This is a genomic window from Rufibacter ruber, assembly GCF_014138425.1.
In the GTDB taxonomy this organism is placed as follows: Bacteria; Bacteroidota; Bacteroidia; order Cytophagales; family Hymenobacteraceae; genus Nibribacter; species Nibribacter ruber_C.
Genome location: NZ_JACJIQ010000002.1, coordinates 270,353 through 293,564 on the forward strand (window position 1 = coordinate 270,353; position 23,212 = coordinate 293,564).

Annotated in this window: 27 protein-coding genes; 4 read left to right on the top strand and 23 right to left on the bottom strand. The window is 53.9% G+C overall.

Features of this window, described 5'->3' with window-relative positions; genetic code table 11:
* Positions 1-10 precede the first annotated feature (10 nt).
* From FHS90_RS03725 to FHS90_RS03820, 20 genes are all read right to left on the bottom strand, one after another.
* Positions 11-910, bottom strand: coding sequence for an ATP-binding protein (locus FHS90_RS03725; RefSeq protein WP_182511826.1), 900 nt, complete (start codon positions 908-910; stop codon positions 11-13).
* Positions 911-1,062: 152 nt separating this feature from the next.
* Positions 1,063-3,180: a hypothetical protein gene (locus FHS90_RS03730; protein ID WP_182511828.1), complete on the bottom strand. Its 2,118-nt coding sequence runs from the start codon at positions 3,178-3,180 to the stop codon at positions 1,063-1,065.
* Between the two features lie 95 nt (positions 3,181-3,275).
* Positions 3,276-5,372 carry a hypothetical protein gene (locus FHS90_RS03735; protein WP_182511830.1) on the bottom strand — a complete coding sequence of 699 codons (2,097 nt, stop codon included), beginning with the start codon at positions 5,370-5,372 and terminating at the stop codon, positions 3,276-3,278.
* Positions 5,372-5,926, bottom strand: a complete 555-nt coding sequence (locus FHS90_RS03740; RefSeq protein ID WP_182511832.1) for a hypothetical protein — start codon at positions 5,924-5,926, stop codon at positions 5,372-5,374. Before FHS90_RS03740 ends, FHS90_RS03735 begins: the two co-directional genes overlap by 1 nt.
* A complete protein-coding gene (locus tag FHS90_RS03745; RefSeq protein WP_182511834.1) occupies positions 5,927-6,745 on the bottom strand; it encodes a hypothetical protein in 819 nt (272 codons plus the stop codon).
* Between the two features lie 2 nt (positions 6,746-6,747).
* Complete coding sequence (locus FHS90_RS03750) at positions 6,748-7,998, bottom strand: hypothetical protein (protein WP_182511836.1); 1,251 nt, start codon at positions 7,996-7,998, stop codon at positions 6,748-6,750.
* Positions 7,998-8,471 carry a hypothetical protein gene (locus tag FHS90_RS03755; protein WP_182511838.1) on the bottom strand — a complete coding sequence of 158 codons (474 nt, stop codon included), beginning with the start codon at positions 8,469-8,471 and terminating at the stop codon, positions 7,998-8,000. Before FHS90_RS03755 ends, FHS90_RS03750 begins: the two co-directional genes overlap by 1 nt.
* A 75-nt stretch (positions 8,472-8,546) precedes the next feature.
* Positions 8,547-9,254, bottom strand: coding sequence for a hypothetical protein (locus FHS90_RS03760; protein ID WP_182511840.1), 708 nt, complete (start codon positions 9,252-9,254; stop codon positions 8,547-8,549).
* Entirely contained in the window at positions 9,251-9,580 is a 330-nt protein-coding gene (locus FHS90_RS03765) for a hypothetical protein (protein WP_182511843.1), read from the bottom strand. The genes FHS90_RS03760 and FHS90_RS03765 overlap by 4 nt, the downstream gene beginning before the upstream one ends.
* A 22-nt stretch (positions 9,581-9,602) precedes the next feature.
* On the bottom strand, positions 9,603-11,024 hold the full coding sequence (locus tag FHS90_RS03770) for a phage terminase large subunit family protein (protein ID WP_182511845.1): 1,422 nt from the start codon (positions 11,022-11,024) through the stop codon (positions 9,603-9,605).
* A gap of 10 nt (positions 11,025-11,034) precedes the next feature.
* Entirely contained in the window at positions 11,035-11,481 is a 447-nt protein-coding gene (locus tag FHS90_RS03775) for a DNA-packaging protein (RefSeq protein WP_220482972.1), read from the bottom strand.
* 161 nt (positions 11,482-11,642) lie between these two features.
* Positions 11,643-11,837 carry a hypothetical protein gene (locus tag FHS90_RS03780; RefSeq protein WP_182511849.1) on the bottom strand — a complete coding sequence of 65 codons (195 nt, stop codon included), beginning with the start codon at positions 11,835-11,837 and terminating at the stop codon, positions 11,643-11,645.
* Between the two features lie 29 nt (positions 11,838-11,866).
* Positions 11,867-12,631 carry a DNA cytosine methyltransferase gene (locus tag FHS90_RS03785; protein WP_182511852.1) on the bottom strand — a complete coding sequence of 255 codons (765 nt, stop codon included), beginning with the start codon at positions 12,629-12,631 and terminating at the stop codon, positions 11,867-11,869.
* Positions 12,631-13,074, bottom strand: coding sequence for a hypothetical protein (locus FHS90_RS03790; RefSeq protein WP_182511854.1), 444 nt, complete (start codon positions 13,072-13,074; stop codon positions 12,631-12,633). Before FHS90_RS03790 ends, FHS90_RS03785 begins: the two co-directional genes overlap by 1 nt.
* A 186-nt stretch (positions 13,075-13,260) precedes the next feature.
* A complete protein-coding gene (locus FHS90_RS03795) occupies positions 13,261-13,506 on the bottom strand; it encodes a hypothetical protein (protein ID WP_182511856.1) in 246 nt (81 codons plus the stop codon).
* A gap of 23 nt (positions 13,507-13,529) precedes the next feature.
* Positions 13,530-13,769, bottom strand: coding sequence for a hypothetical protein (locus FHS90_RS03800; RefSeq protein ID WP_182511858.1), 240 nt, complete (start codon positions 13,767-13,769; stop codon positions 13,530-13,532).
* Positions 13,756-14,127, bottom strand: a complete 372-nt coding sequence (locus FHS90_RS03805; RefSeq protein ID WP_182511860.1) for a VRR-NUC domain-containing protein — start codon at positions 14,125-14,127, stop codon at positions 13,756-13,758. Before FHS90_RS03805 ends, FHS90_RS03800 begins: the two co-directional genes overlap by 14 nt.
* Positions 14,128-14,175: 48 nt before the next feature.
* Complete coding sequence (locus FHS90_RS03810; RefSeq protein ID WP_182511862.1) at positions 14,176-14,382, bottom strand: hypothetical protein; 207 nt, start codon at positions 14,380-14,382, stop codon at positions 14,176-14,178.
* A 158-nt stretch (positions 14,383-14,540) separates the two neighbouring features.
* The gene (locus FHS90_RS03815; RefSeq protein WP_182511863.1) at positions 14,541-16,970 is read right to left on the bottom strand and encodes a BT4734/BF3469 family protein; all 2,430 of its coding nucleotides are present in this window, start codon (positions 16,968-16,970) and stop codon (positions 14,541-14,543) included.
* Positions 16,971-16,979: 9 nt separating this feature from the next.
* Positions 16,980-17,231 (bottom strand): hypothetical protein, encoded by a 252-nt coding sequence (locus FHS90_RS03820; RefSeq protein WP_182511864.1) that lies wholly within the window; start codon positions 17,229-17,231, stop codon positions 16,980-16,982.
* 222 nt (positions 17,232-17,453) lie between these two features.
* On the opposite strand from FHS90_RS03820, the gene FHS90_RS03825 reads away from it, so the two are divergent.
* Both FHS90_RS03825 and FHS90_RS03830 read left to right on the top strand, forming a co-directional pair.
* The gene (locus tag FHS90_RS03825) at positions 17,454-17,723 is read left to right on the top strand and encodes a hypothetical protein (protein WP_182511866.1); all 270 of its coding nucleotides are present in this window, start codon (positions 17,454-17,456) and stop codon (positions 17,721-17,723) included.
* A gap of 54 nt (positions 17,724-17,777) precedes the next feature.
* Positions 17,778-20,807, top strand: coding sequence for a coiled-coil domain-containing protein (locus FHS90_RS03830; RefSeq protein WP_182511868.1), 3,030 nt, complete (start codon positions 17,778-17,780; stop codon positions 20,805-20,807).
* A 35-nt stretch (positions 20,808-20,842) separates the two neighbouring features.
* On the opposite strand, the gene FHS90_RS03835 is transcribed toward FHS90_RS03830, so the two are convergent.
* The 3 genes from FHS90_RS03835 to FHS90_RS03845 form a co-directional block, all read right to left on the bottom strand.
* Positions 20,843-21,352, bottom strand: coding sequence for a DUF4468 domain-containing protein (locus FHS90_RS03835; RefSeq protein WP_182511870.1), 510 nt, complete (start codon positions 21,350-21,352; stop codon positions 20,843-20,845).
* Between the two features lie 77 nt (positions 21,353-21,429).
* Complete coding sequence (locus FHS90_RS03840) at positions 21,430-21,882, bottom strand: hypothetical protein (RefSeq protein WP_182511872.1); 453 nt, start codon at positions 21,880-21,882, stop codon at positions 21,430-21,432.
* A 95-nt stretch (positions 21,883-21,977) separates the two neighbouring features.
* Positions 21,978-22,130 (bottom strand): hypothetical protein, encoded by a 153-nt coding sequence (locus tag FHS90_RS03845; RefSeq protein WP_182511874.1) that lies wholly within the window; start codon positions 22,128-22,130, stop codon positions 21,978-21,980.
* 159 nt (positions 22,131-22,289) lie between these two features.
* Between FHS90_RS03845 and FHS90_RS03850 the strand changes: the two genes are divergently transcribed.
* Both FHS90_RS03850 and FHS90_RS03855 read left to right on the top strand, forming a co-directional pair.
* Positions 22,290-22,658, top strand: a complete 369-nt coding sequence (locus tag FHS90_RS03850) for a hypothetical protein (RefSeq protein ID WP_182511876.1) — start codon at positions 22,290-22,292, stop codon at positions 22,656-22,658.
* 72 nt (positions 22,659-22,730) lie between these two features.
* Complete coding sequence (locus FHS90_RS03855) at positions 22,731-23,204, top strand: hypothetical protein (protein ID WP_182511877.1); 474 nt, start codon at positions 22,731-22,733, stop codon at positions 23,202-23,204.
* Positions 23,205-23,212: the final 8 nt, after the last annotated feature.

Here is a 23,212-nt window from a genome sequence, read left to right on the forward strand (position 1 = left end):
AACATGTATATTAAAAAATAAATTCAGATTCCTCTGTTTCTTCCGCGTCTGGAAGAAAGTCCGTTTTGAGAACTACATCTATTAACGTGCCCCCAAAGAAATTGTTATTCCGCCTGAAGACTGATTCGCCGTTAGCGTTTCCATATTCTAATAAAGCGTTATTACTCCAAAGAGTCAAGCTCCCCGCCAATTCTTTTACATTTGACAGAAGATAGAACAACCCTAACCCCTTGTTCCTCGGGGTTGATTTAGATGACACCCCAGCCTCGAATGCAGCCTTGAGAGTGTCTTCATCCGACAAGCGCTCCTTCCCCTCAGTTTTCCAAGTATCGTTCAACTTGGTAGGTATACCCATGCCGAAATCACAAACGGATAATTTGATCTCGTCCCTATTGGGGTAGTACTGCGTCAAGACATAACCTGAGACTGGGGACTCCGCATGGTCATAGATATTGTTGAAGACTTCCTGCAGGGGTCTGCTTAAATTCCCGAGATCCTTATCGTTAAAATAATTGGCCTCATAGTAGCGCTTGGCTTCGGTACTGTAAGTGTCAATCATTTCCTCATCAACCTGCCAAAGGCAAAGTGCCGTATTGATCTCACCCCTAGTATACCTGTTACGATTGAACCCAGGTGTCCAATAATGGTAGAACTTTATATTGCAAAGGTATTTGTGAACATCGCCTACAGCTTCTATAAACTCTATCTGGACACCAGCTTTATAATATTCCTCAATCAAGCAAGCAAGAGACACCAAATGACAAGGCTGTAAAAACTTAGCTTTGGAAAAATCCACTACAAGCTTGTCCAAAGCACCCACAGGCCTTGATAATAGCCTGTTATCCCCAATGAGTTTCAGCCATTGGTTCATATTATAAGCTATAACGGTAATCCTGTGCTCCTTTGCCATTCTTTGAAACGAGGGTGCAAAGGTACTATATTAATCTAAATTTCATAGGATGATAAGAGAGCTTGCAAGCACAAAGCCTCACATTTCAGAGCTTTATGCGTTTCAGAGCTAAAAAAAAAGAGGAATACTGTTAAACAGTGTTCCTCTTTTTTTCAATACCATTCTTTAGAATAAAACTCTTTACCGTAAAACTCCTTGCCGCCGGACTCCCCGCTGTCTGTGGGTTTACCGCCCCCGTAGGCGGTCTTTACTACCGGGAACAGCTCAATCTCCGCCTTTGCGGACGGGTCGGCCAGCGCAAACCCCTGCAGCTTGTTGAGCCGGTAGAGCACCCCGTGGAACAGGACCGGCCGCGCCGGGTGCAGCTGCGCGTACAGGTCCGCCCCGATGGCGAAGCTGTTCTTTGTAATGTGCCCCCTGGCCAGCTGCCCCACTTGCCCCCCGTAATGGCGCTCGTACAGTTCCCCCCATGTGAGCCCATGCGTGCTGCTTTTGCCGAAACGGGAGCGGGAGGGCTCCCCGGCACCCGTGCTGGTTACCGTCGGCAGGAAGGCAAGGGGCACGACCTCACCCGCGGCGGAGGGGCCCAGGTAGCGCAGCAGCCGCGGTGTATAGGAGTGGGACCATGAGACGGTGTTGAGGGGGGAGTCCAGCTGCTCAGAAGACGCGATGCAGGGCAGGGAAACCTGCGCTATCTTCCCCTCCACAGGGTCCCACACATGGTAGTCCCGCATTTTTGTGGCGGCAAAAGGCACTGAAACCTCCTGCTTCCCCTCCGCATTGGCGTTGCCTGTGTCAATGGTCAGGTTGCCATACTCCCAGTCAGCGGCCAGCAGCCCGTCTGAGCTGTCGCCCGCATAGCTGAACAGCAGCCGCCTCGCCTCTGTGGCCGGTGCCTCCTGGCTCAGGGCCGGGTCGGCAAACGGGGAGAGGTCAACCGCGAAATCGGCGGGCAGCTCATACCGCCACGGGTAATGGAAGGTAAACACCCTGCGCACCGGGTCAGCCGTGAAGCGTAGATTGCCCAGGGTGAGGAAGGCTTTTATGAAATCTCGCTGGTTCCAGTCTGGGAGGTTGGCCGCAACGTCCACCGCCTCAGGCCCCGTCTGCGCATCCGGTGTAATGGACAGGCGGACACCCTGCAGCTCATAGGTGCTATTTGGCACCCCGTAGCCCGCCGGTACCGTGATCACCAGCACGGGAAGGACCACGTCGCCCGACTCCACCAGCGCCAGCGGCGCGGAAAGGCTGACCGGGGTGCTGACGCCTTTTCCAAGCGGGAAGCTAGCCAGCACCTCCGCAGTAGCCTTCAGGTCCATGTGGTTGTACCCGACCGGAAGGCGCAGCAGCTGGGCTGAGATGGAGTAGGAGGCGGGCGGCACGGTATAGGAGAAATCCACCGAGGCGGAAGAACAGGAAAACCTGACATCCAGAGAACCCGCAAACCGGGTGCTGTAGACGCTGTGCAGTTGAAAGTCTTCATCCCAGTTGCGGTAGCGCTGCGCGGGGTTGTAGGTCTCGCCCGGGGAGATGCGCTTGTAGAAGCTGGTTGTGTTCGCCTCCTCGTCGTAACCGAACAGGCTGAACCCCTCAGAGAAGCGATCCGCCTCGGTGGTATTGCTGATGGTGGGGGAGTAGGCGGTGAGCTTCAGCAGCTCCCCCCAGTTCCAGGCGAAGCCGTCACCGGTGTAAGGCATGTACAGCTCGCTGAAGAAAGGGTCCTCCAGCGGCTCCCCCTTGGCCATCCAGCCCAGGGAGCGGAAGATGTTCCGCACCACAGGGGTAAGGAAGAAGCCGGGCACGTAATCGTCCACCTCCAGCCCGGCGTGGATTCTGTTGGAGGGTGGCACATCTACCCCGGCGGTTTCCTCCGGGGCGTAGAAGTTGCCGTACGCCACCAGCGCCATGCACACGGGTGAGGTGTCGGCGGTGGCGCTTAATACGGCGGGGAAGGAGTATTTACCACGGTACCGCCAAGGGGCAAAGGTGGTGATCTCCCGCAGCGTCCTCTCGCCCAGCAGGGCGAAGATGTCAATTTCGCTGGAGGTGATACGCCCCTCGTACCCGCCCTTTATCCCGGACAGGCGGAAACTGCCGGACAGCACCACCCGACCATTCGCCTCCAGCCTTGCCGCCAGCGGCTCGGCAAAAAAGAATTTGCCCGTCTGATGGTGTGACGCCCTCCCCTTGAATATGGCATCGTTCACCCTTGTGGGGGGCAGGGTGAGGGTGTAGGAATGGTCGGCGGTGCGGCTGTCGATGTTTGCCATGTCCATGCCGCCTTTGTTCACCTTCAGCTGGCGTGCAAAGTTCGAGGGCAGGTCTGCCTCGGTGTCGTTTATGAAGAGTCTAACTTCCGGCTGCATCAGTTCGTGAGTGTGTTGATTGGTAACCCCGGCTCAACCGCCAGGCTGATGGAATACTCCTCCTCGGCAACATCTTCCCTCAGGTCAAAGTCTGAGATATTGACGGCGGAAAACTGCGATGTGATGGGGTTGAACAGGAAGACGTCAGGGGACCCCGCCATTTCGCTGGCAAGCCACTCAAAGGTTTCCCTGTCCAGTACCCCGGTATGCAGCACCTGCTGCCTTTCAAGTGTCACACTTCGCGTGACGAGGCTACGGGAGGAGGAGGTACGGACGGCAGGGAGGCCGCGGGAAAACACTTCCGTGCTCCGTTTTGCTTTGGTCTCCGGGAGCCCCTCCATCCAGAAGGTGTCATAGGCGCCCATGCTGTTGGCGAACACCACACACCGCATGTTTTCGGCCTGTTTTTGAAAAAAAAGCGTGTAAACGCCAAGGGTGGAACTTGCCGACCCCGCTTGTATCGTTACCGTCAGGGTAAGTACCGCCAGCTTCTTCACGCCGTCCAGTGCAAAGGCCCTTGTGTAAACAGGCTGCAACGGTATCCGGCACACACCGCCTGGCACCTCCTGCACAATGGACTCCTCTTCAGTGTATGTGCCGTCAAAGGCTGTGTATTTCCCGCCGACTATCACCGTCCCCCCACCTGAGAGAACGTATAACGCCTCGGCATACGCCAACCCATGGAGAGGTGTGCGGAGTCTCCCAGGCGTGGCGGTGAGCAGGCGCGGTGCGGTGACCTGGTTCAGGGTGTAAAGGGGCAACGCCCCCTCCATTGTCCACAGGACGCTGCTCTCGGACACCGGGACCCTGCGTCTGAGTCTCTGCCCGTCCGGCGTGTAGGTCTCGCCATAGCGCACGAAATAAGCCTGCATCCTGTCGCTCTCGGTGAACAGCGCGTGGCGCAGGTTTCTTGACAGGACCGGGGCCAGGTCAAAGCGGTAGCTGTTCCCCGGCTGGCGCAGCTTTTCCTGGCGCTCCAGCAGCACCGCACCCTCTTTGTCCACCTCGCCGCCAAACATACCACTGCAGGCCCATACCTCCACGTAGCAGCCCCAGTCGCCATAGGCCTGGGAGCGTAGCCCGTCCTGCCCGGGGGTGATAACCCATGTAATGCCGGGGGAGGCGCTTACCTCTGGCGTCAACCCGGACCCGGTCCTGAGTGCCTCCAGCCGCACCTGGTTGAAGGAGGGTTGTGAGATGGCATAGCGCAGGGTGATGGTCTCCTCGTCTGCCAGCGCCTGTGCCAGGGTGGACCCGTTGTAGAACTGGCCCGCCTCCGGCTCCAGCGAGAAGGTGAGGCTGACGCCGTTTACAGTAAGCGCGCTACCGTCCGCCATCTCGCCCAGTGTGATCTCGGCCGTGGCTTTAGCGGCAGGCGTACCCATCGGCCCGCTCACCAGCACGGCCTCCACCGGGTTGCCCACCACCGTGAGCGGGGCGGGGAGGGTGGCGGTCATCGGCACCGGGTAATCACAGGTACCGTCATCCGTATTGGCTTCTGGGTTGTAGTTGGTGGCGGCCCGGTCAGTACAGCCATAGACAGGAGGCACCGGGGCCGCCAGCGTCACCTGCGCAGAGGCCAGCGCCCCCAGTGAGTCGCGCACCTGAAAGGAGTAGGCACCCTGCGACAAAGCCGCAAAAACAGGGGACCCCACCCAGGGGCCAGACGGGAGAAGCCTGTATTCATAGGCGGCCGCACCACCAGATGCCAAAAGTGTTGCCGCCCCGTCGCTGCTGGTGGCGGAGGTGGGGTTGGTCTTGCTTTGCACCAAAAGGGTGAGCGGTGCCGGTGTGTAGTTGCAGCTGGTGGAGTTCGGGGTGTCCTGATAGGTGAAACCGCCGTTCCCGTTGTGGTAGTAGTCGCGGCGGGTGGTTGTCCCCTGCAGACACTCCCAATAGAACATCTCGCCAGTTGGGCGGCTGTAGTTTTCAGCATTGGACGGATCCGAAATGGTAATGGGGACAGTGACTGTCACAGTCTGCCTGGTGGCGGTGTCAAACTCCCATTTGGTATAGTTGTAGAAATAGTCCGTGTACTGCTCGTATTGCTGGGAGCCGGTGTACTCGTAAACGTTTTTAAGCAGTATGATGGCCATTATCTCATTGTTCTTCCTGTGGAACCAAATTTCATTACCCTGTCAAACTCGTAGGTCATATCTTCCAGCAGCTGGTTGTTGATATAAATGTCAAACAGTTCGTCTCCATGCTTCAGGGCGGGCTGGATGAAGTGGCGGCCCCTGATCCCGTTCTTGTAAATTGAGTTCTGGATCATGAACGCCAGGCGGTTGTCAGATATAAACCGCCCGGCCCCCTTACCCTTTCGCACCCTGCCCCTGATCCGTCGCTGCTTTATCCATTTGAGGAGGGCCGAGATCGGTACCTTTTTTATGCTGGGCTTCTCCTTAACCGAATACCGCCCCCAGTTCAGGTATTCCAGATAATCCTCCGCCCATAACACTACCTGAGAGCTGGGGCTGAACCCCTGGAACTGCCCCGCCGCATTGCGGGATTGGTTGACCTGCACCGAGAGCGACTTTAGCGACTTGCTGGTATTCCGGTCCAGCGGGTGCTTTCCACTCTCCAGGGCCTTGATCATGTGCAGGCGCATCGCCTCGCCGATGGCCTGCAGGGTGTCTTTTATTGCCTCCATTTACATTCCCAGAAAGCGGGCTATCAGCAGGTTGTCTATCTCCAGGATGTTCTTGTCTATCTCGGCCTGGGCCAGCCCGGTGTCCTCCCGCATGAAGACCATATCCCCGAATGTGGCGGCAGTGGGCGCACCCCCTAGCTGGAACTGCTCCGCTGTAAAGTTGGCCGGGTTTTTTATAGCAGAGGCGGTGGTGTTGGACCCTATAAGCAAATCCCGGTGCAGCGTCTTCACCCCACCGGCCTCGGTCACGTAGTGCCGGTACAGAGAGGCTTGGTTCTGGCTGTCTACCCTTTTGTATCTAAACTTCAGGATGGACGGGACAGAAGGGAAAGAGCCGTTGGCCCCCGCCACCTGAATAATGTTCGCCATGCCGGCGGTGATTATGTTTGCCCCGCTCAGGTCGTTCTTGTTCACATAGAAGCTGCTGTTCCCCCCGGTGCTGGCCGTGATGGCAAGTTGCAACACCGGGTTGTTGGTCCCCGCTGTAACGGTGGCGTCCCTAAGGAACACCCAGAACGTGAAGGGTACGCCTGTGGCCACCCACGCCAACTTGAAGTTGCTGGAGGCGCTGCCGCTTCGCAGATAGTTGCCGTTTGGCATCTTCACCATGGGCACGCTGGTGGGAGTCGCCTCCACTTTGGTGCCCACGCGGTCCAGCACCATGCCAGAAATCCGGTCTGTCCACCTGTTGACGTAGTTCCCCACGCTGCGCTCCAGACCCTCGTTGGTGTTCAGGTAAAAAACAGCCCCCGGCATCTCCTCCACGGAGACACCTCCCAACTCACAGCCCTCCAGTTCAAGTCCCTCCAGAAATGCCATGGCTAGATATCTAAGTAGTCGTTGTACAATGTCCAGTCCAGGGCAGAGGCCACACCCGGCGTCACAAACACCTTAATGCCCATGTTGTCCCCGGTGGCTTCAATGCCGCAGGTGGCAGTAATGGAGGAACCCAGCGAGGTAGTGCGGGCCACCTGGTTGTCCACGGTGATCACCCCTCCCGTCTTGAAGGCGGAAACCTCCATGATCACCTTTATGTACTGCGTTTCGCTGCGGCCGATAAACACCATGCGGCCCGTGATGTTGTTGCCGTTGTTAGCGATGTTCATCTGAATGTCTGCGCTCCCGTCCGGTATCTTAAAATAGGTTTTCGTGGCAGAGGCGGTGGCAACTGCCCCCATCCGTTTTTTGGAGGTCATTCCGATATTGGCATTGTGGTCAAAGGCCTCGCCCACAATCACGGCCTGGTCCCCGGAAGTCCTGAAGAACAGGAAAACTTTCCCCGTTACAGACTTGAACACCGCCGCCACCGCCAGCCCGTCAGAGAAGATAAATTCCATCGTCTTCCCGGGCAAGGCGGTGATGCGGCTTACGGTACTGTTGATCTTAAACTTCCAGCCAACCCCAAGGGTGAGCAGCTTGTTCACCGCGTCCATGATCAGGTTGGGGTTGCCTTCGCTAGTGCCGTTTACAGAGGCGACCTGAACGGCCCCTGTACCACCAGTGGCCGTGGCGGTGACCGGGGCCCACACCTTGGCTACGCCGTTCCAGAACAGCGCCCAGCCCGAGGTAGTGGGGGCGGGAAGTGCCGGTTCCTTCCCCGCCAGGTCCTGTGCGTACTGCTGCAGGAACGCATCATAGATGCTCTTGTCCAGTTTGTTGGTGGTGACAGAGTCAATCAGGCTCTTATTGGCCTTTATGTAGGCAACGATCTCCTGCACCGTGTCCAGTGTCAGGTCGTTGCTGTAGAGCAACACCTGTATGGCTGCCACCTTCTCCTGTTCCGCGGCGCTGGTTGCGCTCAGGGTTGAGAGGGTGGCGTGAAGTTTGGCCAGCGTGTTGCCGGCTATAGGGACATCTCCTTTCAGCTCGTTGATCAACTGTTGCGCCACGCCAGTGTTCTCCTTGCCTCCTAGTGCCGCGATGGTAGCAAAGCTGACCTTTGCCCAGCTGATAATCCCGGAGAAGAAGGTGCGCGCCTCCGCGGCCTTGGTAGGCCCTTTGAGGTTATGCGCATCTGTGCCTTCATCCCTGAAGGTGGAGTTTAATAGGTTCTGTAATTCCTGTTCCTGCATTACTGTAGCGGAGTTAAGCGCTGCCGGATGGCGGCGCGGTCTATGGCTTTGGGAATCTCGAAATACACCTCCACGCGCCAGCCGTATGCGCTGTCTGGCCCGAACTGGGAGAGGGAGAGACGCGACCCCACCTTGATACTGAGCAGCTGCTGTTCCATCCGCAGAATTTCCAGCACCTCGTCGGCGATCTGTTTGGTGCTGCTGCTGATGTGAAGTTCGGCAGCGGTGCCGGGCTGGGTGCCCTGCTGCTGCGGCTTATCCAGAAACAGCAGGGCGACGTTGTACCCGTCCAGCCCGGGGTTGGGTTCTGTCACCTCCATCTCCGCCTCCAGGAACAGGTGCGGATAGGCGGTGTTCCCGCCGCTACCCTGCTCCTCCTCAAAGCCGTAACCGAACGAGGCCAGCGGCTCGTACCGCTCGGCCAAGCTCCGCAGGTAGCCAGTAACCGCGGTCAGTGATTGGGGTGTTTCCATGGTAGGGTAATGCAGAAAGGGCGTTCTGTTACGCCCTTTGCTTGGAAATATTTTTAAACCTGCGGTCCATTGCCTCTAGAACCTCGCCAGCGTTACGCGGACGGATCTCAAATATCTCAACCTTAGCCACCTCGCAGTACGTGAAGAGGAGGTCGGTGAAGGTGGCGCCGCTGCTGTCTGCCGCATCATCTTCTCCACTGTCCCCACCGCCTCGGCGCGCAGATCTGAATACTGACGGATGCGCTCGGCTAGCCTGGTCGAGCTGGTCAAAAAAAAAGCAAGCGCCCCCCAGGCGGTGGACATGGGCAGGCTGCGGAACACCTCAGAGGCGGCGGCCACCGTGGTGGAGTCCTGTTCAGTCCCCTGCTGGCGGTAGAGCACTGCCAGCAGCAGCGGGGCGGCGGCGATGGGGTTACCCTCTGCCTCCTGCAGAAAGGTGAGCAGCGCCTCCAGCTGCCCCGCGCTGACCTTCTCCAGGTTGCCAACGTGCTCGTACAGCTGCCCCTCATGGGAGAAGTAAGGCAGGGGGGAGGCTTCAGGCAGCTGGGCCAGGAACGGCATGTACCCCATCAGGGCGGGTACCAGAGAGACATCTTCCCTCAGTATGTCTGTGGGCAGATCGCAGAGGCAGGAGACCGCCACCAGTGCCTCCATGCCTTCGGGTTTGCCCTTCAGGGCGGCGTGATAGTCCAGATAGGTGGCGAGAGTGACGGCGTGCCAGCCGGTGGGGATGCGGCCTTGCACTTGTGTGCCGTCGGCATCGGTGAGGGTGAGGGTTTTCATTGCGCTGCCTCCGTCTCAGGTGTGTGAAGGAATTTCTCATAGGGGCGCAGGTACTCCACCACCGCGTCCTTGCCGCCCTTCCGGAAGGCTTTGCGCAGCCGGCGCAGGTGGTTGATGCGGGTGTGTGTTTCGGCCAGGTAGTAATGCTTCTCAGGGTTCAGCGGCTTTCCGTCTTTATCTCTGATCTCGGGGTTTTCGGCCAGTATCTCCGCACCGGTTCGCGGTGCCTGTACTACTCCTGGCTTCTGCTGCTCCGGTTCTGGCAGCCGCTCGGCGAACTGCTTCAAGGCGTGGTCCATCTCTGGTGTAAGTGTGTGTTTTGCCATTGGATTATTGATTTGGGTTTGATTATGCGTAGCCAAAGGACTTCTTCTTGCCGTTGGCCCTGTTGACAGCCTGCACCAGGTCGTCTACCATGTCATCATGGGTGGCCATGGGGAACCCGGCGCACTGGTCCAGGAACATATCATTCCATGCACCGTCAATCAGCACTACACGCCCGGCCTCGCAGAAGGGGGCAATACCGTTTACCCGCACCCGCTTTGATTTCTCCGGGTTAGGTGCCTCCACAAAATTCAATTCACGTATGCTGCGCAATTCCTGCACGATGGGCTTGCCCGTGGCCTTGGGCTCCACATGAACCTTGCTCCTCGGCCCATACCCGTTCTGTAGGCAGAACTCAGGGAGGCGCTTCTTTAGCTGCGGAAACTCCAGCCACTCCTCAGCCACATTCCTGATATAGAGCAATGGCGGGATATACACCGATGACATGAATGCGCTAGGGTCGTTCTTCTGGTCTTCTGTGAAAGCCGTGTCAGCGTCAAACTGCCAATCCAGCTGCATGCCCTTTGTCTTCTCCAGGAACTCAGGCCAGGTAATCTTCTTGAACCAGGACTTCTTCAACTGCCCCCCGCCTTCGGGGCTAGGGCTCTGCTGCACCTGTCCGGCATAGCCGTAGCTCCCAAGGTCTTCGGCAAGGATGGCCAGCGCCTCACGGTCCAGACGGTTTGCGTCCAGCAGCCCGTCCACATATTTCTCACGTAGGCGCTCCGGCTTCACCACCGCATTGGGTGTAAGTTCACCGGGCAGGCAGATGTGCCGGGGCTTGCGCTTCTTCTTGAGCATGCGCCCGGCGGGGTCGTCCTCATGCAGGCGCTGCATCACCCGGATTGTCACCGTCCTGTTGCGGTTGGTCTTTCTGGTTGAGAGCGTTCTGGAGGCGTGGCGGTTGGCGGTGTTCCGCTCCACCTCACTCTCTGCCATCTCAGGGTTCAGGGGGTCGTCATCTATGATGAAGTCACCGTGTACCCCCGTCACCGTACCGCCGGTGCTGGTGGTAAAACGCTCGCCCTTCCTGGTGTTCTTGAAGGCGCTCTTGCCGTCACTGTCATGCTTGAACTCAATAAGTCCAGGGTAGTACCGCTGGAACTTGTCAGACTTCAGGCAGTCGCGGGTCTTGACCGCATGCCCCACGGACAGAGTGGAGGAATAGCTGTTGGAGATCACCCGTATACTGGGCTCGTTCACCCATAGCCAGGCAGGGAAGAGCTGCGTCACCATGGTTGACTTGGAGGAGCCCGGGGGGATGTTGATAAGCATGTCCGGCTGGCTCTCGCCCCGCTTCCAGATCTCGTACACCTCCTGCAGCTCATCACACACCGCCTCAATGTGCCAGTTGGGCACCAGCTCCACGGCCTCTATGGTTTCCCAGAACTCCAGGAAGAAGAAGTAGAAGCGGCGCTTGCAGCGTTCGCCCTTCAGCTCATCCAAGGTTGCCTCCCTAGCCACGCTTCGTTTTCTCCTTTAGGGTGATATAAAGATCCAGCTCCTCATCAGAGAGCTTCGTGAGGTCAGGGGTGGCGCTCGGGTCAGACACCTCTTTTTTATCCACCAACCCGAGGTCGCGAGAAATGATGTTGGCGTTGAACGCACCAACTACTGCGCCCTCAAACTTCTGGGTGTAGATGGTTTGCTCTATGCGCGTAATGACCGTTAAAAAATCTTCGGAGGCTTTTTTGGGTGGATTAGATTTAAACACCCTAAAGTATGACTCGCTGCAGTCCAGAAACAGGCAGAGTCCGCTCATCGTGTAGGGGCGGGCATTAGGGCGGTCTACCTCGTTAGCATCCTTACCAACCCAGTCTTTTTTAAACCAGGGGTTGTTGTCGCACCACTCAAAATACTCACACGCCGACTCCCATAGAAGTATTGGGGATGCGAAAAGCATATCTCTTCCATGTGTTGCGCGTTGCTTCCAAAACTGGTTTCCTTCAGGTGCTGCCATAATACCCGAAACTAAAAAGCCTTTCCCGCAGGGTTGCGGAAAAGGCACTTAGATTTGTTCTGGTGCGTATAAAGCGTATGCGTTACTGGCTTAACCTTTAGGTTTTATAGTAACTGCTTGGCTAAGAAATCTGTCAAAGCGGCCACAGCCTCTTGTCTGGATTTATAAGTTTTGTCTGACCTTGTGCGTGGATAGTCACTAGCTGGTGTATGAGGAGCTTCTGTTCTTACACGGGTAAACTCTTGCTCTACATCCTCATCTTTAAAATTCTCAACACTTACTTCTATTGTAATTTTCATGGCTTTGTGTTTTAGTTTATCATTAGATTTTATAGTAACACCTCCTTTATAGCTCTAAATATGGCTCTTGCAACAGGAGGCGCAATTGCATTGCCATATGCCTTAATCTCAGGGTCTAGGCCACCTTTGTCCAGTTTTCTGGGTAACCCATCATGTATTCCGTAAGCCTCGGGCAAAGTCTTTTTCCGGTAAGTGCTGCATATTGCTCTGCTAGGTTCCCATTCGGGTGCTTGTGGAATCGGCCTGCCAACGATTTGGCTGAAAATGATGCTCTCTTCTCCCCGTCCGAAGCCATGGGGGTAAGCCACAACCCACGTACGCGCACGGCTGTGTGGTGCACCAAACTCAGAGGCTGACAGATCACACCATTCCGCATCGTACCCGATTTCGGCAAGGCTTTGAAGAATTTTGTCAAGTCCTTTGCTTCTGATAGCGGTGACGTTTTCTCCGACAATGATTTGCGGCCGGTGGGTTTTGATAAGCTCAAGCCAGGACCACCAGAGCCCGGTTCTTGCGCCGTCAACTCCGTGGCCGGTGTGCTTTCCTCCTGAGCTGTGTGTCCTGGCATTACTTGCATCTTGGCAGGGGAACCCACCACTCCAGATGTCGGCAAAGGGAAGAGAGGTAACTGTGTTGATGTCTGTGAACTGTATTGCATCCGGAAAATGTCTTTTAGATTGTTTATTGCACCACTCATCAATTTCAACGGTGGCCACTGTCTCTATGCCTTCTTGCTTTGCGGCTAGGCAAAATCCGCCGATACCATTAAAAAAGGCGTTGTGCTTTAAAATCATTAGATATTTTTGCCACACTTAACCATTTCTTCTTTGAAATCCTGATAATCACGCCAAATGTCACTAATGTTTTCCTCTGGGTTTTTGGCGTATTTTTCACTGTTCTTGTTACCCATAAGCCAACATCCGAAAGATTGCGCCCAAGTATCACGCATAACTTCGTAGTAGTCCCTATATTCTTCTTGGTCAGTTGATTCGCCACCATTTAAGATTTTTATAATATCTTCAATGGCATTTTTGGCATTATGCTCTCCTTTTACTGTTGAAGGAACATGGTAGGAAATCACTTTCTGGATTTTGGCAACTATATCCTCTGCTTTGGCAGAACGCTGCTCTCTGTCCTCTTTAATTGCTCTTACTGCATCATCCCATTCTATCCACTCCTGAAATCCATTGTGGGATTGGTTATAAAAGGGTAATAAGATTTGTTCTGGCGTTTTCATGGCTTTGTTTCTTTAGACGTTTCTTTAATTTTCTGGGTATTCTTTTTTGGTCTGTTGATACCCAACTCCAAATGTTCAGGTGATACTTTTGCTGCTCTGGATGGATGAAAGGTGCGGTTGCTGCTCCCATAGGCGTATTAAAAAACCATTAGATTTTATTGTTACACGAAATCGTTTCTGCGTCAATTATGCCGCCTGTTTGGCGGGTCTGGGGTGTTTCTGGAGCTCGGGGTTCCGTTCAATGAACACGCGCACAGAGTCGTAGGTCCTTTCAAGTTTCTGCGCCACCTCCTTGGCGCGCATCCACCCGTGGGTGTAGTTTGCCATGATGAAGCGCCGGTCGGCGGTGGTGAAGTCCCTGCGCTTTCTGGCGGTACGGGAGAGCTTCAGGTGCAGCGGCGGGGGCTGCTGGGCGAATAGGTTTAGCTGCATTGTCGTAAGGGTTCAGCGGATTATTAGGCGGCAAGGTTTGGTCGGCGGAGTGAGGCGATCTTCTGGCGGAGCTCCTGCTGTTCCAGTTCCCGTTTCCTGATCTGGTGCGGGTACTTGTAGGCGGCGGACCGGTCAACCCCCAGGCTCTCGGCTACTGCTCCCTTAAAGGGGCTGGGGGTGTCGGTGAAGATGGCGGCCAGTCGACGGGTTTTGCTTTTCCGGTACCGTTCCGCCAGCGCCAGAAGCTCCTCACGCGGTTCCATGTGCGAGGTACTCATAGACCAGCATGCGGAACTGCTCCTCGGTGGTGACCACCTCCACGCGGTAGCCCTGGGCCTGGAGCTGGGGGATCACCTTCCTCTGGGCGTCGGACAGTTTTTCGCCGGGGCGTTTGAACTCGACGTAGAGGCCGTGCCAGGGGCCTCGGGGGATGGCCATGAAGGTGTCGGGGATCCCGGGGGTGAGGCCCAGGGCCTTGTCGGAGGAGGCGGAGATGGCATGTTTCCTGCCGTCGTTTTTGATCTGGTAGAGCAGGTCCGCGTGTTGGCGGTGGGTGTTCTTGAACCAGATCACGCAGCAGGACTGCAGGCGGGCCTCTGAGATGCGGGTGGTGGATTCCATAAGCGGTAAGGTGGATTATTGAAATGGGTAAGCGGGTGGTGGGTTAGGTTAGTAGGTTCCTTTGGAACCGAGCTGGATCGCTATTGCTTCGAGGGCGACGGGGATATTTTCGCTGCTCAAACAGAAGGCTCTTTCCAGGACTCTGTTTTGTTGAATGGTGGCAGCAATTTGCAGAGATTCAACTAAGGTCAATTCCGGCTGATCCTGTCTAAGGTCTTTGGCAATTTCCTGTACTTCTACTACTAAATGTCTCATGTGTAAATAATTGGTTAAAGTGAAAAATCTATTTCTAAAACTTAAGAACTTAAGTTTACTCTATAATATACCCTATACTATTTATATTGTACTTTATTTATATATAGTGTATAGGAAAAGTATAAAATAAATAAGGGTAAAAAGATATTAGGGGAATCTTAAGTTCTTAAGTTATTTAGGGTGAAAAAATACTTCTTGAAATCTGCTCCAGCGCTTTGATTTTGCCAGTCAGAATACTCTAATCCGGTAAGGCTGGCGTAGGTCTTGAGCCACTTACTAAACTTGATTTGAGTCAGCTGTTTGGAGTCAAAGCCGAACGTCTGGATAAACTCGTCATAGGCCAAATCCTTCCGGTGCGGGAAGTCGCGGGTGAGCCCGTCGCAGAACTCGGCGAACTCAGGGTTCGTGGCCTGCAGCAGCTTGCGCCGTTGGAGGTTGATGGGCGCGGCGGCCTTGAGCCCTACCTTTAGGAACAGCTTGCAGCAGCCCAGCATAAGGTTGTCGAACAGGTTCCACTCTGCCTCGTTCCAGTCATTAAAGAACTCGTGGCCGAAGTCCTCGGCCGGCGATAGTTCTTTGGAATAGTAAGGGGCCACCTCCACCTCGAACTTGCGGCGCGCATTGCTATCCCCTTCACCGCCTACCATGTCATTGGTGGCTAGGCCTATCTTGGGGGAGCGGGCATAGGGGATTGCAGATACACCAACAAATTTCTTATCTATCTTCATTTCACCCGTTGCCATCACAAAGAGACGTTCAAACGAAAGACGCTTGCCGTCCCAGTCGTCGAAGAACACCACGCGGGTCGACTCCGATATCTCCTGCAGGGCGAATTGTTGTTTAAAGTCTATATTCTTGCCGTCCAGGCGCACCATCTCCCGCATGTGCCCGATGGCCTCAAACACCAGGCTCTTGCCCGTGCCGCCGCTGGGTGTGTCGCTGATGGCCTCGTCCACCAGGCAGATCACCTTCGGGTTGGCCGGGGCCTTATACCCATGTAGGAGGTAACCGACGGCGGTTAACAGGGTGGCTAGGCGGTCCGGGTTTTCTCCGGAAATGTTGAACAGGAACCGGTAGAAGTCGCACTCATCGTTTACCTCGTCGGCATCCATGAGGGAGAGCTCGCGTGGCACTATCTGCTTTTCCCAGATAAGGCCTGGAAGTGAATTATATTCTAAAAGGACTGTAGTATCCTTGCTTACTTCTACATAGCCGTTAGTAAAAAAGAAATACGATTTCAATTTTGTATCTCGGAGGAAGTTGTCAGGTAGTTCTTTAAGAAATTCAAGTATACCTTCTTCAAAAAACTGTCGGTGTTCCCGCTGTATTTGGTCAATTAACTGGCTTCGGAAAATATTGTCAAACTCAAAGGGAAGAGCATTAAGGTAACCTATTACATAGTCTTTGATTTGGTCACGAACAACCCTTTTCACAACGTTGTTTGCTACCTGTACGAAAATACAGCCTTCACCTACTCTATACTTCCGGAAACCGGCCTCCTCCAGGAAGGCGGTGTACTTAACGCGGGAGAGCATAAGCTTGTAGGTATCCTTCTTCTCGTCATAGTCCACGCTCCAGAAGGCCTCAATCTTGTGCTCCTTCTCCAGGTAGATCTCCTGCACGGCCTGGGCGATGGCGGCGGTGTTGCCGCCGTTGCTGGCCACGATTCGGGAGACCACCACCTCCTGGGTGTCGCCGTGGCGGCGGCCGGTGCGGGCGGCGTACTCCAGGGGCTCGGGCAGTATGGGTTTCTTCTGTCCGTCGCGCACAGCCACGCGGATGGTGCGCTGTGCCTCCTTCATGGACTCCACGTTGCCGCGGGAGCCGATGGCGCCTTCCAGCGCGTCGATCACCTCCTGTTCAGAGAGCAGGCCGGTGGCCACGTAGCCGCCGCACAGGAACGCCATGGTGTTGAGCGTTTTGTGCTTGGTGCCGTCCACAGCCTCCAGCACCTTCCGTACGGCGGTGTGCAGGGCAGCGTGGCCGAAGCTGGCGGGCGTGGTGGGGGCGGGGTAGGAAACCGGGGTGTGAGCTTTCTTCTCGGGCACGTACTTCTCGGTGAACACCTCGCTCTCGGTGTTCAGATACAGGTTGGGGTCGTAGCTGACGAAGCGCGGGCGAGAGACGTCGGGCAGACTGTCAATGTTTATTCCGTACTCCCTTTCGTAATGCCTTACCAATCCCCGGAATCTGGCATCATGGTTGTCGGTTGGGGTCTTGCATATGACAGCCAGCCCGTTCCCGCCGGTGCTCACGAACATGACATAGGTAAAGACGTCCGCCGCTATTTCCTCCCGCTTCCCTAATAAGTCAACCCCTGGGTTCTTGTCTCCATCAATATCAAGGCATATCAGTCCTGAGTGCTGGATAAGGCCAGCCTCACACCGTTTGGAAAAGGTACCGGAAACAGTGATGTACGGGAGCAGTTTTTTATATCTGCGCTTTTCGGTCTCGGTTTCCTGGGCGCGAACCACTTCGGTTTCCTTCTTCCACTTGCCCGTGCGTATCCCTTCCAGCACCTGGGTGATGTCGTAGTTGTGCCCGTCGGTGACGGTGGCAATATTTGGGTACAGGGAAACAGAGCTCATATCGTTCATCTAAAAGGGCGTGTCTAATTGTTGTGTCGGTTTCGGCTCCAGCATGAATCCGAACTTCAGGTTGTGGTCGTAGGCGATCACCTTGCGGCGGCGGTTCTCCTTGCCGATGTTCTCCGCATTGGTCAGCACCTGGATGTTGTCAAGGGTGTAGCCTTTGGTGTCGTCGATGCGGTCAATGTGGTAGGAGGTGGCGGTGCGGCCCCTGCCGTGCAGCACGTCGGTCTCGTAGCAGAACTTGGTGAACTCCTCCATTGTAAGCTCAAAGGGTTTGCCGCGCCGCCTGGCGTTGTTCCGCAGTACCTGGTAGGCGTACTTGACGGGGTTGGCCTCGGCGTAGCGTTTCTTGGCGCAGGAGTAGCAGCGGGTGCCGGGATAGTAGCGCGGGAGGCATCAGACGAATGTTAAGTGCCTTTTTTAAGACATTCTTATCAAGGTTCGCAATCTTGAGCTAAATCAATCTTAACACCTTTCCATATGAGAACTTATTACAATATTCGGTTTTGGCTTATTATGTTCATCCGGCGCCTTAAAGCATTAAGAGCTCTCCTGACTCATGACCAGTTCTTAATTGTTACTTTCCCACCTGCTGAGAAGGAATCACATGTGCCAAAAAAGTATGTGCACAACATGACTTCTGAAATGGTACTGTTCGCAACTTCCCTGATACACATGCAAACTCAAGCAGTGTCTGATATAGAAGATCAGATTGAGGAATCCCTTCAGAAAAAAAAGCCAACTATTTAACTTCCTTTTGTCCTATTAACTACCCTAAGTTCATACCTCATAACCAGAGGCAATATGGCACAGACCAAGGTTTACACGATTGAGATCCAAATGGATGAAGCCCAGCAGCAGCTGGAGGACGCGTACAAGAAGTTGCAGGCCCTTGAACAGCAGATGGAGGCGGTCAAAGGTACCGGGGTTCCCCTGGAGAAAGCGCTTAAAGCCCAGATGGCTGCTGTTGCCAGGGAAATAGAAGCGCTTACGAAACAGACAGAGGCGTTTGATAATTCTCTCAAGGCGCTGGAACCCGGCACCCTCGGGGCGCTGAAAAACGAGGCCAAGCAGCTAGAGGCGTCCCTTGATGGGCTGGTGGTGGGTTCTGAGAAGTATGAGGAAACGCTTGCCCGTATCTCTGAGATCAAAGCCCAGATAAACAACCAGCCCCCTGCAGAGGTGCTCAAACCCGGCACCTTGGGGGCATTGCGGGCGGAGGTGGAACAGCTGGAACAGGCGCTGGAGAAAACGGTCAACGGTACTAAGGAGCAGGCTGACGCCATCCTGGAGCTTGGGAAGAAGAAAGGCCAGATCAAGGAGCTGGAGGACGCCGTGGATGCGCTGGACCCCAAGCAGCGGGCGGCGGCGTGGCTGGACTTCGGCAACGGCCTGGTGGGCGCCTTCGGTATCGCCACCGTAGCGGCCGAGAACTGGGGTTTAGCCTCTCAGGGGTCCGCAGAGCAGGTTGAAAAGAAGATGCTCCAGCTAATGACAGTTATGTCTGCAATTGAAGCCATCCACAAGGCGCTCAACTCAGAGACGCAGTCCGCGCTGAAGGCCATGCTGGCGGGGGCCAAGGCGCAGTTTGTCGCCGTCACCGGCATGGGCAACAGCTGGACCGTGGCGGGGGTGAAGGCCAAGCTGTTCGGCACCGCCACCAGGGCGGCCCTCACCTCCACCGGTATCCTAGCGTTTGTCGTGCTGCTGGGCAGCCTCGCCGCCAACTGGGACAAGGTGACGGGGGCCGTGGGGCGGTTTAAGGACTATGTGTCCAACAGCTTCCCGGGCATAGGGAAATTGATAGACGCCGTGGGTGACAAGCTCCGGGACGTGGCCAGCTTCCTTACCTTCGGGTTTGTGGACGACGCCGCCACCGCGGCGGTGAAGAAGGCGGAGGAGGCCGAGAAGAAGATGCTGCAGAGCCGGGTGGATGCCCGCGCCCGCCTGATCAAAGAGGAGGAAGCCGCAGGGCGCTCCACCTACGCGCTGAAGCAGCAGCAGCTGGCCGACGAGATGAAACTGCTGGACAAGAACGCCGACGACTACCAGAAGCAGCTGAAAGACAAGAACAGCGAGGCGCGGGCGCTGAAGTTCCAGCATGACAAGCAGATGGCCGACGACCAGGCAAAAGCCGACAAGGAGGCGGCCGATGCCAGGAAACGGGAGTTGGAGAAACAGAAGGAGGCCACAGAGAAAGCCCGTAAGCTGGCGGAAGATAACTACCAGAAGATGCGTGACGCCCAAGGCAAAGCCTTTGAGCAGGAAGCCGCCCAGCGGGAAGAGCAGCGCAAGCAACGCTACGAGATGGCCAAGCTGATGGGTGCCGATGCCGCCGCCCTGCTGCGGGTGGAAATCAACAACCTCCTTGATATGCAGCAGGAGCTGGTACAACAAGGCAAAGCCTATGGTTCTGAGTATATATCCATCAAAAACCAAATCAACGAGAAGGAAAAGGCTATTCTGGATGTATGGGTGGAGCAGGGCCGCGCTGCAATGGAAAAACGGAAAGCCAGCAACGATAAATATCTGAGCGACTACGACTCTGCAATGGAGGATGCACTAGACAGGATGCGTTTAAACGGCAGCTCGGAAACTGACATTACCCGTCAGACAATCCTATTGTTGGAGGAGAAGAAGAAGAAAATGCATGAGATGGGAACTGCCACTACCAAAGCAATCCAGAAGATTGATCTGGAGATAAAGATGCTGCAGGATAGTTTGGCAGGGAAAGGTTCAATATGGGACAAGGTGCTGACGAAATTCTTTGGGGTTAAAGATCGGGATCTTAGTAAAGTCAAGCAATCGATCAACGAATCCATGGGGTATCTGGCCGAGGCCGCCACCTCAATCGCCAACAACCTTTTCACCGATGCATTCAGCCGCCTGGATTCCTACATTGAGACTCTAAACACCCGCATGGAAGAGACCAGGGAGCGGGCGTCGGAGTTGGATGAGGAGCTGAGCGAGAAGCGGGAACGAATTGAGGAGCTGGAGGAGCAGGCGGCAAGCTCCAAAGGTGCCCGCAGGGAGGCGGTATTAAAATCTCTAGCCCGCGAGAAGTCAGCAGAGGCTGCCCTGCAAAAGGAAAAGGACAAGAATGCCAAGGAGCAGCTGAAGATTGACAAACAAAAGGAAGCGGCTTTGCAGAAGCGGCAAAACCTTGAGGAGAAGCAAGCCCTGCTCACTCAGGCTAACTCTACGGCAATGTCTATTTACAATGCCGTGCTGGCAGTCAATGCCGCGCTTGAAGCCACCAAGGCGGGGGCTAGCCTAGCACCGCCAGCCAATATTTTTGCCATTGCCGCTGGTGTGGCCGCTGTGGGTGCCGCCGTGATCCAAAGCAAGGCATTGGCTGAGAAATTCGAGGAAGGCGGTACGGTAAAAGGCCCAAGCCACGCAATGGGCGGTGTACCTTTTTCCGTCAAAGGCAGCGTAGCGAGATATGAAATGGAGGGGGGAGAAGAAATTGTCAATAAGCGTGCTTCGGCTTTGAATAGAGCAGAAATAAAAAAAATAAATGATTTGGGCCGCAGCATGCGGTTCGTCGCCATCCCCGCCCACCAGCTGCGCCGTTTCGCCGAAGGCGGTTCTATTCCAGAAAACGGCGGAGTTGCGGCAAACAACTCCGCACCTCTCCCTGCTGCGCAAGAAGGATACACCATGGTTCCTAACGCCACGCTGGAGCGTATTGAAGGTTATCTGGCAGAGATAGCCACCTCTAATGCGCACATAGCTGCAAAGCCGCCGATTGACAGGGCCGGGGCTTGGCAGCTAACCCAAATGGCGAAAGAGGAACAGGCGGACATGGATTTTGGCCAGCTTCTTAAATAATAGAAAAAGCCCCGCCAGTAGGTGGGGCTTTTGTTTTACCAATCTTTTGTTGGAACGGCTTTACCTATTTCTGTGAAAGCAAGTGCTATCTGAAAGATGTTCCTATTCAGTGCTGCATATCCTCTGTCATAGAATTTGTAATTACCTTTGGTTGATTTTGTATCTTCCTCAAGTGTGAGTCCGGTACTAGCGTACGCAAAATCTGTCACCTCATACCGGTACCTTCCTGCCTTAAACTCCATTTTAAAATTATAGGACAAATATGTCCTGTCAGTATCTTTTAATATACCCTTTCCTACAATCTTTTCATTAGGCTGGTCCACCTGGATCGCCTCCTTAGCATCACCGTAGGAACGGGCCAGCCACTCCTTGGCGGCGTTGTACAGCTGCTCTGCAGTTCTACCCTCTGCCACCACCACACTATCATAGGATACCTTGCCGGTTTCAGCGTTCACGGGAAAGTTCTTGATTCCCCTGTACTCGTACTTTTGGGCGAACACCTCCAGCGGCAACACCAGCAGTAGGAATATGATAAACTTCTTCATTTTCGGCCTGTTTTTCAAAAAGTACGTCAAAAACGGGAAGGAAGGCTTGTTTTAACTTTGTTATTCTGAATTGTTAACTATCCTTCAAAATTAAATTTTCCTTCTTTGTCTCTATATACATTCTGAGAGAATTCTATTTGAACAAGGTTGTCGCCTCTGCGCTTTGCCCTCTGAAAATACAGTCCGCCATCTGAAAAAATTATTTCGCAATCATCTGAAAAAAGAGAAAGCTCTTCTCTAAGCCTACCAACTGTGATTCTGTCTTCTATAGGTGATTGATTATCAAGCATAAACAAACCAAACTCTTTCTTTATGTCTTCAACAGATGGGTGTTTTGTCCATGAAAGAGCACCATTCTTAAGAGATGGATACTTTTTAAACATGGCTTCTATAAAGTTTCTTGAAAGATCCCACTCAACACCTTCACTTATAGTATAATAAGTATTTGTATCTCTGTTCTTTTGTTTAGCGGTATCGTCAAAATGGAAAGAACCTTGCATTTGGGAATACTCTAATCTAGTTTTTGGCATGTCCTTTTTTTTTAGATAAAACAATATAGTAAAATTTTACTCGCACAAAAAAAGCCGCTAGTGTTGCGGCCTTGAGATGGCTGTGGGTTGGATTACTACTTCTTTTCTTCGGATTCTAATTCCTTTATTAACAGTTGACGCAATAGACCTGCTAAGCTTATTCCTCTTTTCTCTGCTAATGCTTTACCCTTGTCGCGCAGTTCAACTTCTAGTTGAAAATTGAGCAGAGTCTTTTCTGTTTTTGCCATTTGGATTATTGATAAGGTGTTTGTAGAGCAAATGTATTAATCTTATACAATAACACTACAAAAAAGATTTAAAAATAATATCAAAAAATTTTGATTGTATAAAACTTGTATTACATTTGTATCGTTAGTAAAGAAAAACAATACAATAAATACACGCACATGGAAACAGTAGCCACTATCTCCACAAAGTTCACTATCTGGTACGATACCATTAAGACTAACGGGGTAAAGAAACACACCGCCAAGATCTACGCTAACGGTAAAAAAGTATTCACCGCCACTTCTACAGACAAAGAAGTGGTGAAAAAGGAAGCCACCGTCCTGATCACCAACCTCTCCCTCTACGGCTACTCACCGGAGAAACCCGTGGGTGCCCATGAGCAGGTGTGGTATCTGTTCCGTGAGTTGAAGGACGCTGGCAAACTAAACTACCAGATCAGGGCCGCCGTGCTGCTCCAACGCCACACATGGAATGAGGAGCAGGCGCTGGCCATGCTGGAGACTCTGAAGGAAATCAAAAACGCTTAGAATAAAAGGGGGAGTAGCAGCCACTACTCCCCAAAAGTCAAACAATTGTTCAACTATCAAGAACTCAAAGTTATGAAAAATTACTTCCTAAAACCAGCCACCAATCCCGATTCAGTTAGACCTGTTAACGTCACCGAGGAGCAGGAGTTTCCGCATATTCTGGACGGACAGGAAAATGAGCCCGTGAACTTCGCCGGAATCCCGCTGCGGATGTTGAAGCCCTACCGCTCACCTAAAGAAGTTGTTTACGAATTTGAAATAATTACTAAATCCCTAGAGACGCGAAGATTGAGATTAGTTTGTGACGAGGCAGGTTTCTTCAATGCAGAAGAAGCCGCTGCAATCAGGGAATTTCTCACGTCTGACAGCAGTGTAGTTGCTTTCACTGACACCACATTTGTTGTAGATAAAGTTACTGGCGAAAAGGAGGAGATTCTAAAAGGTGGAACACCTTATATCAGGGTGGGTGCGCGTGAGTGGACTACTGTGTGTAAATATACTGGAGAGAGAGACGAGCCTTGGAAAGTTGAAAGAAACAGGAGATAAGGAGGTCT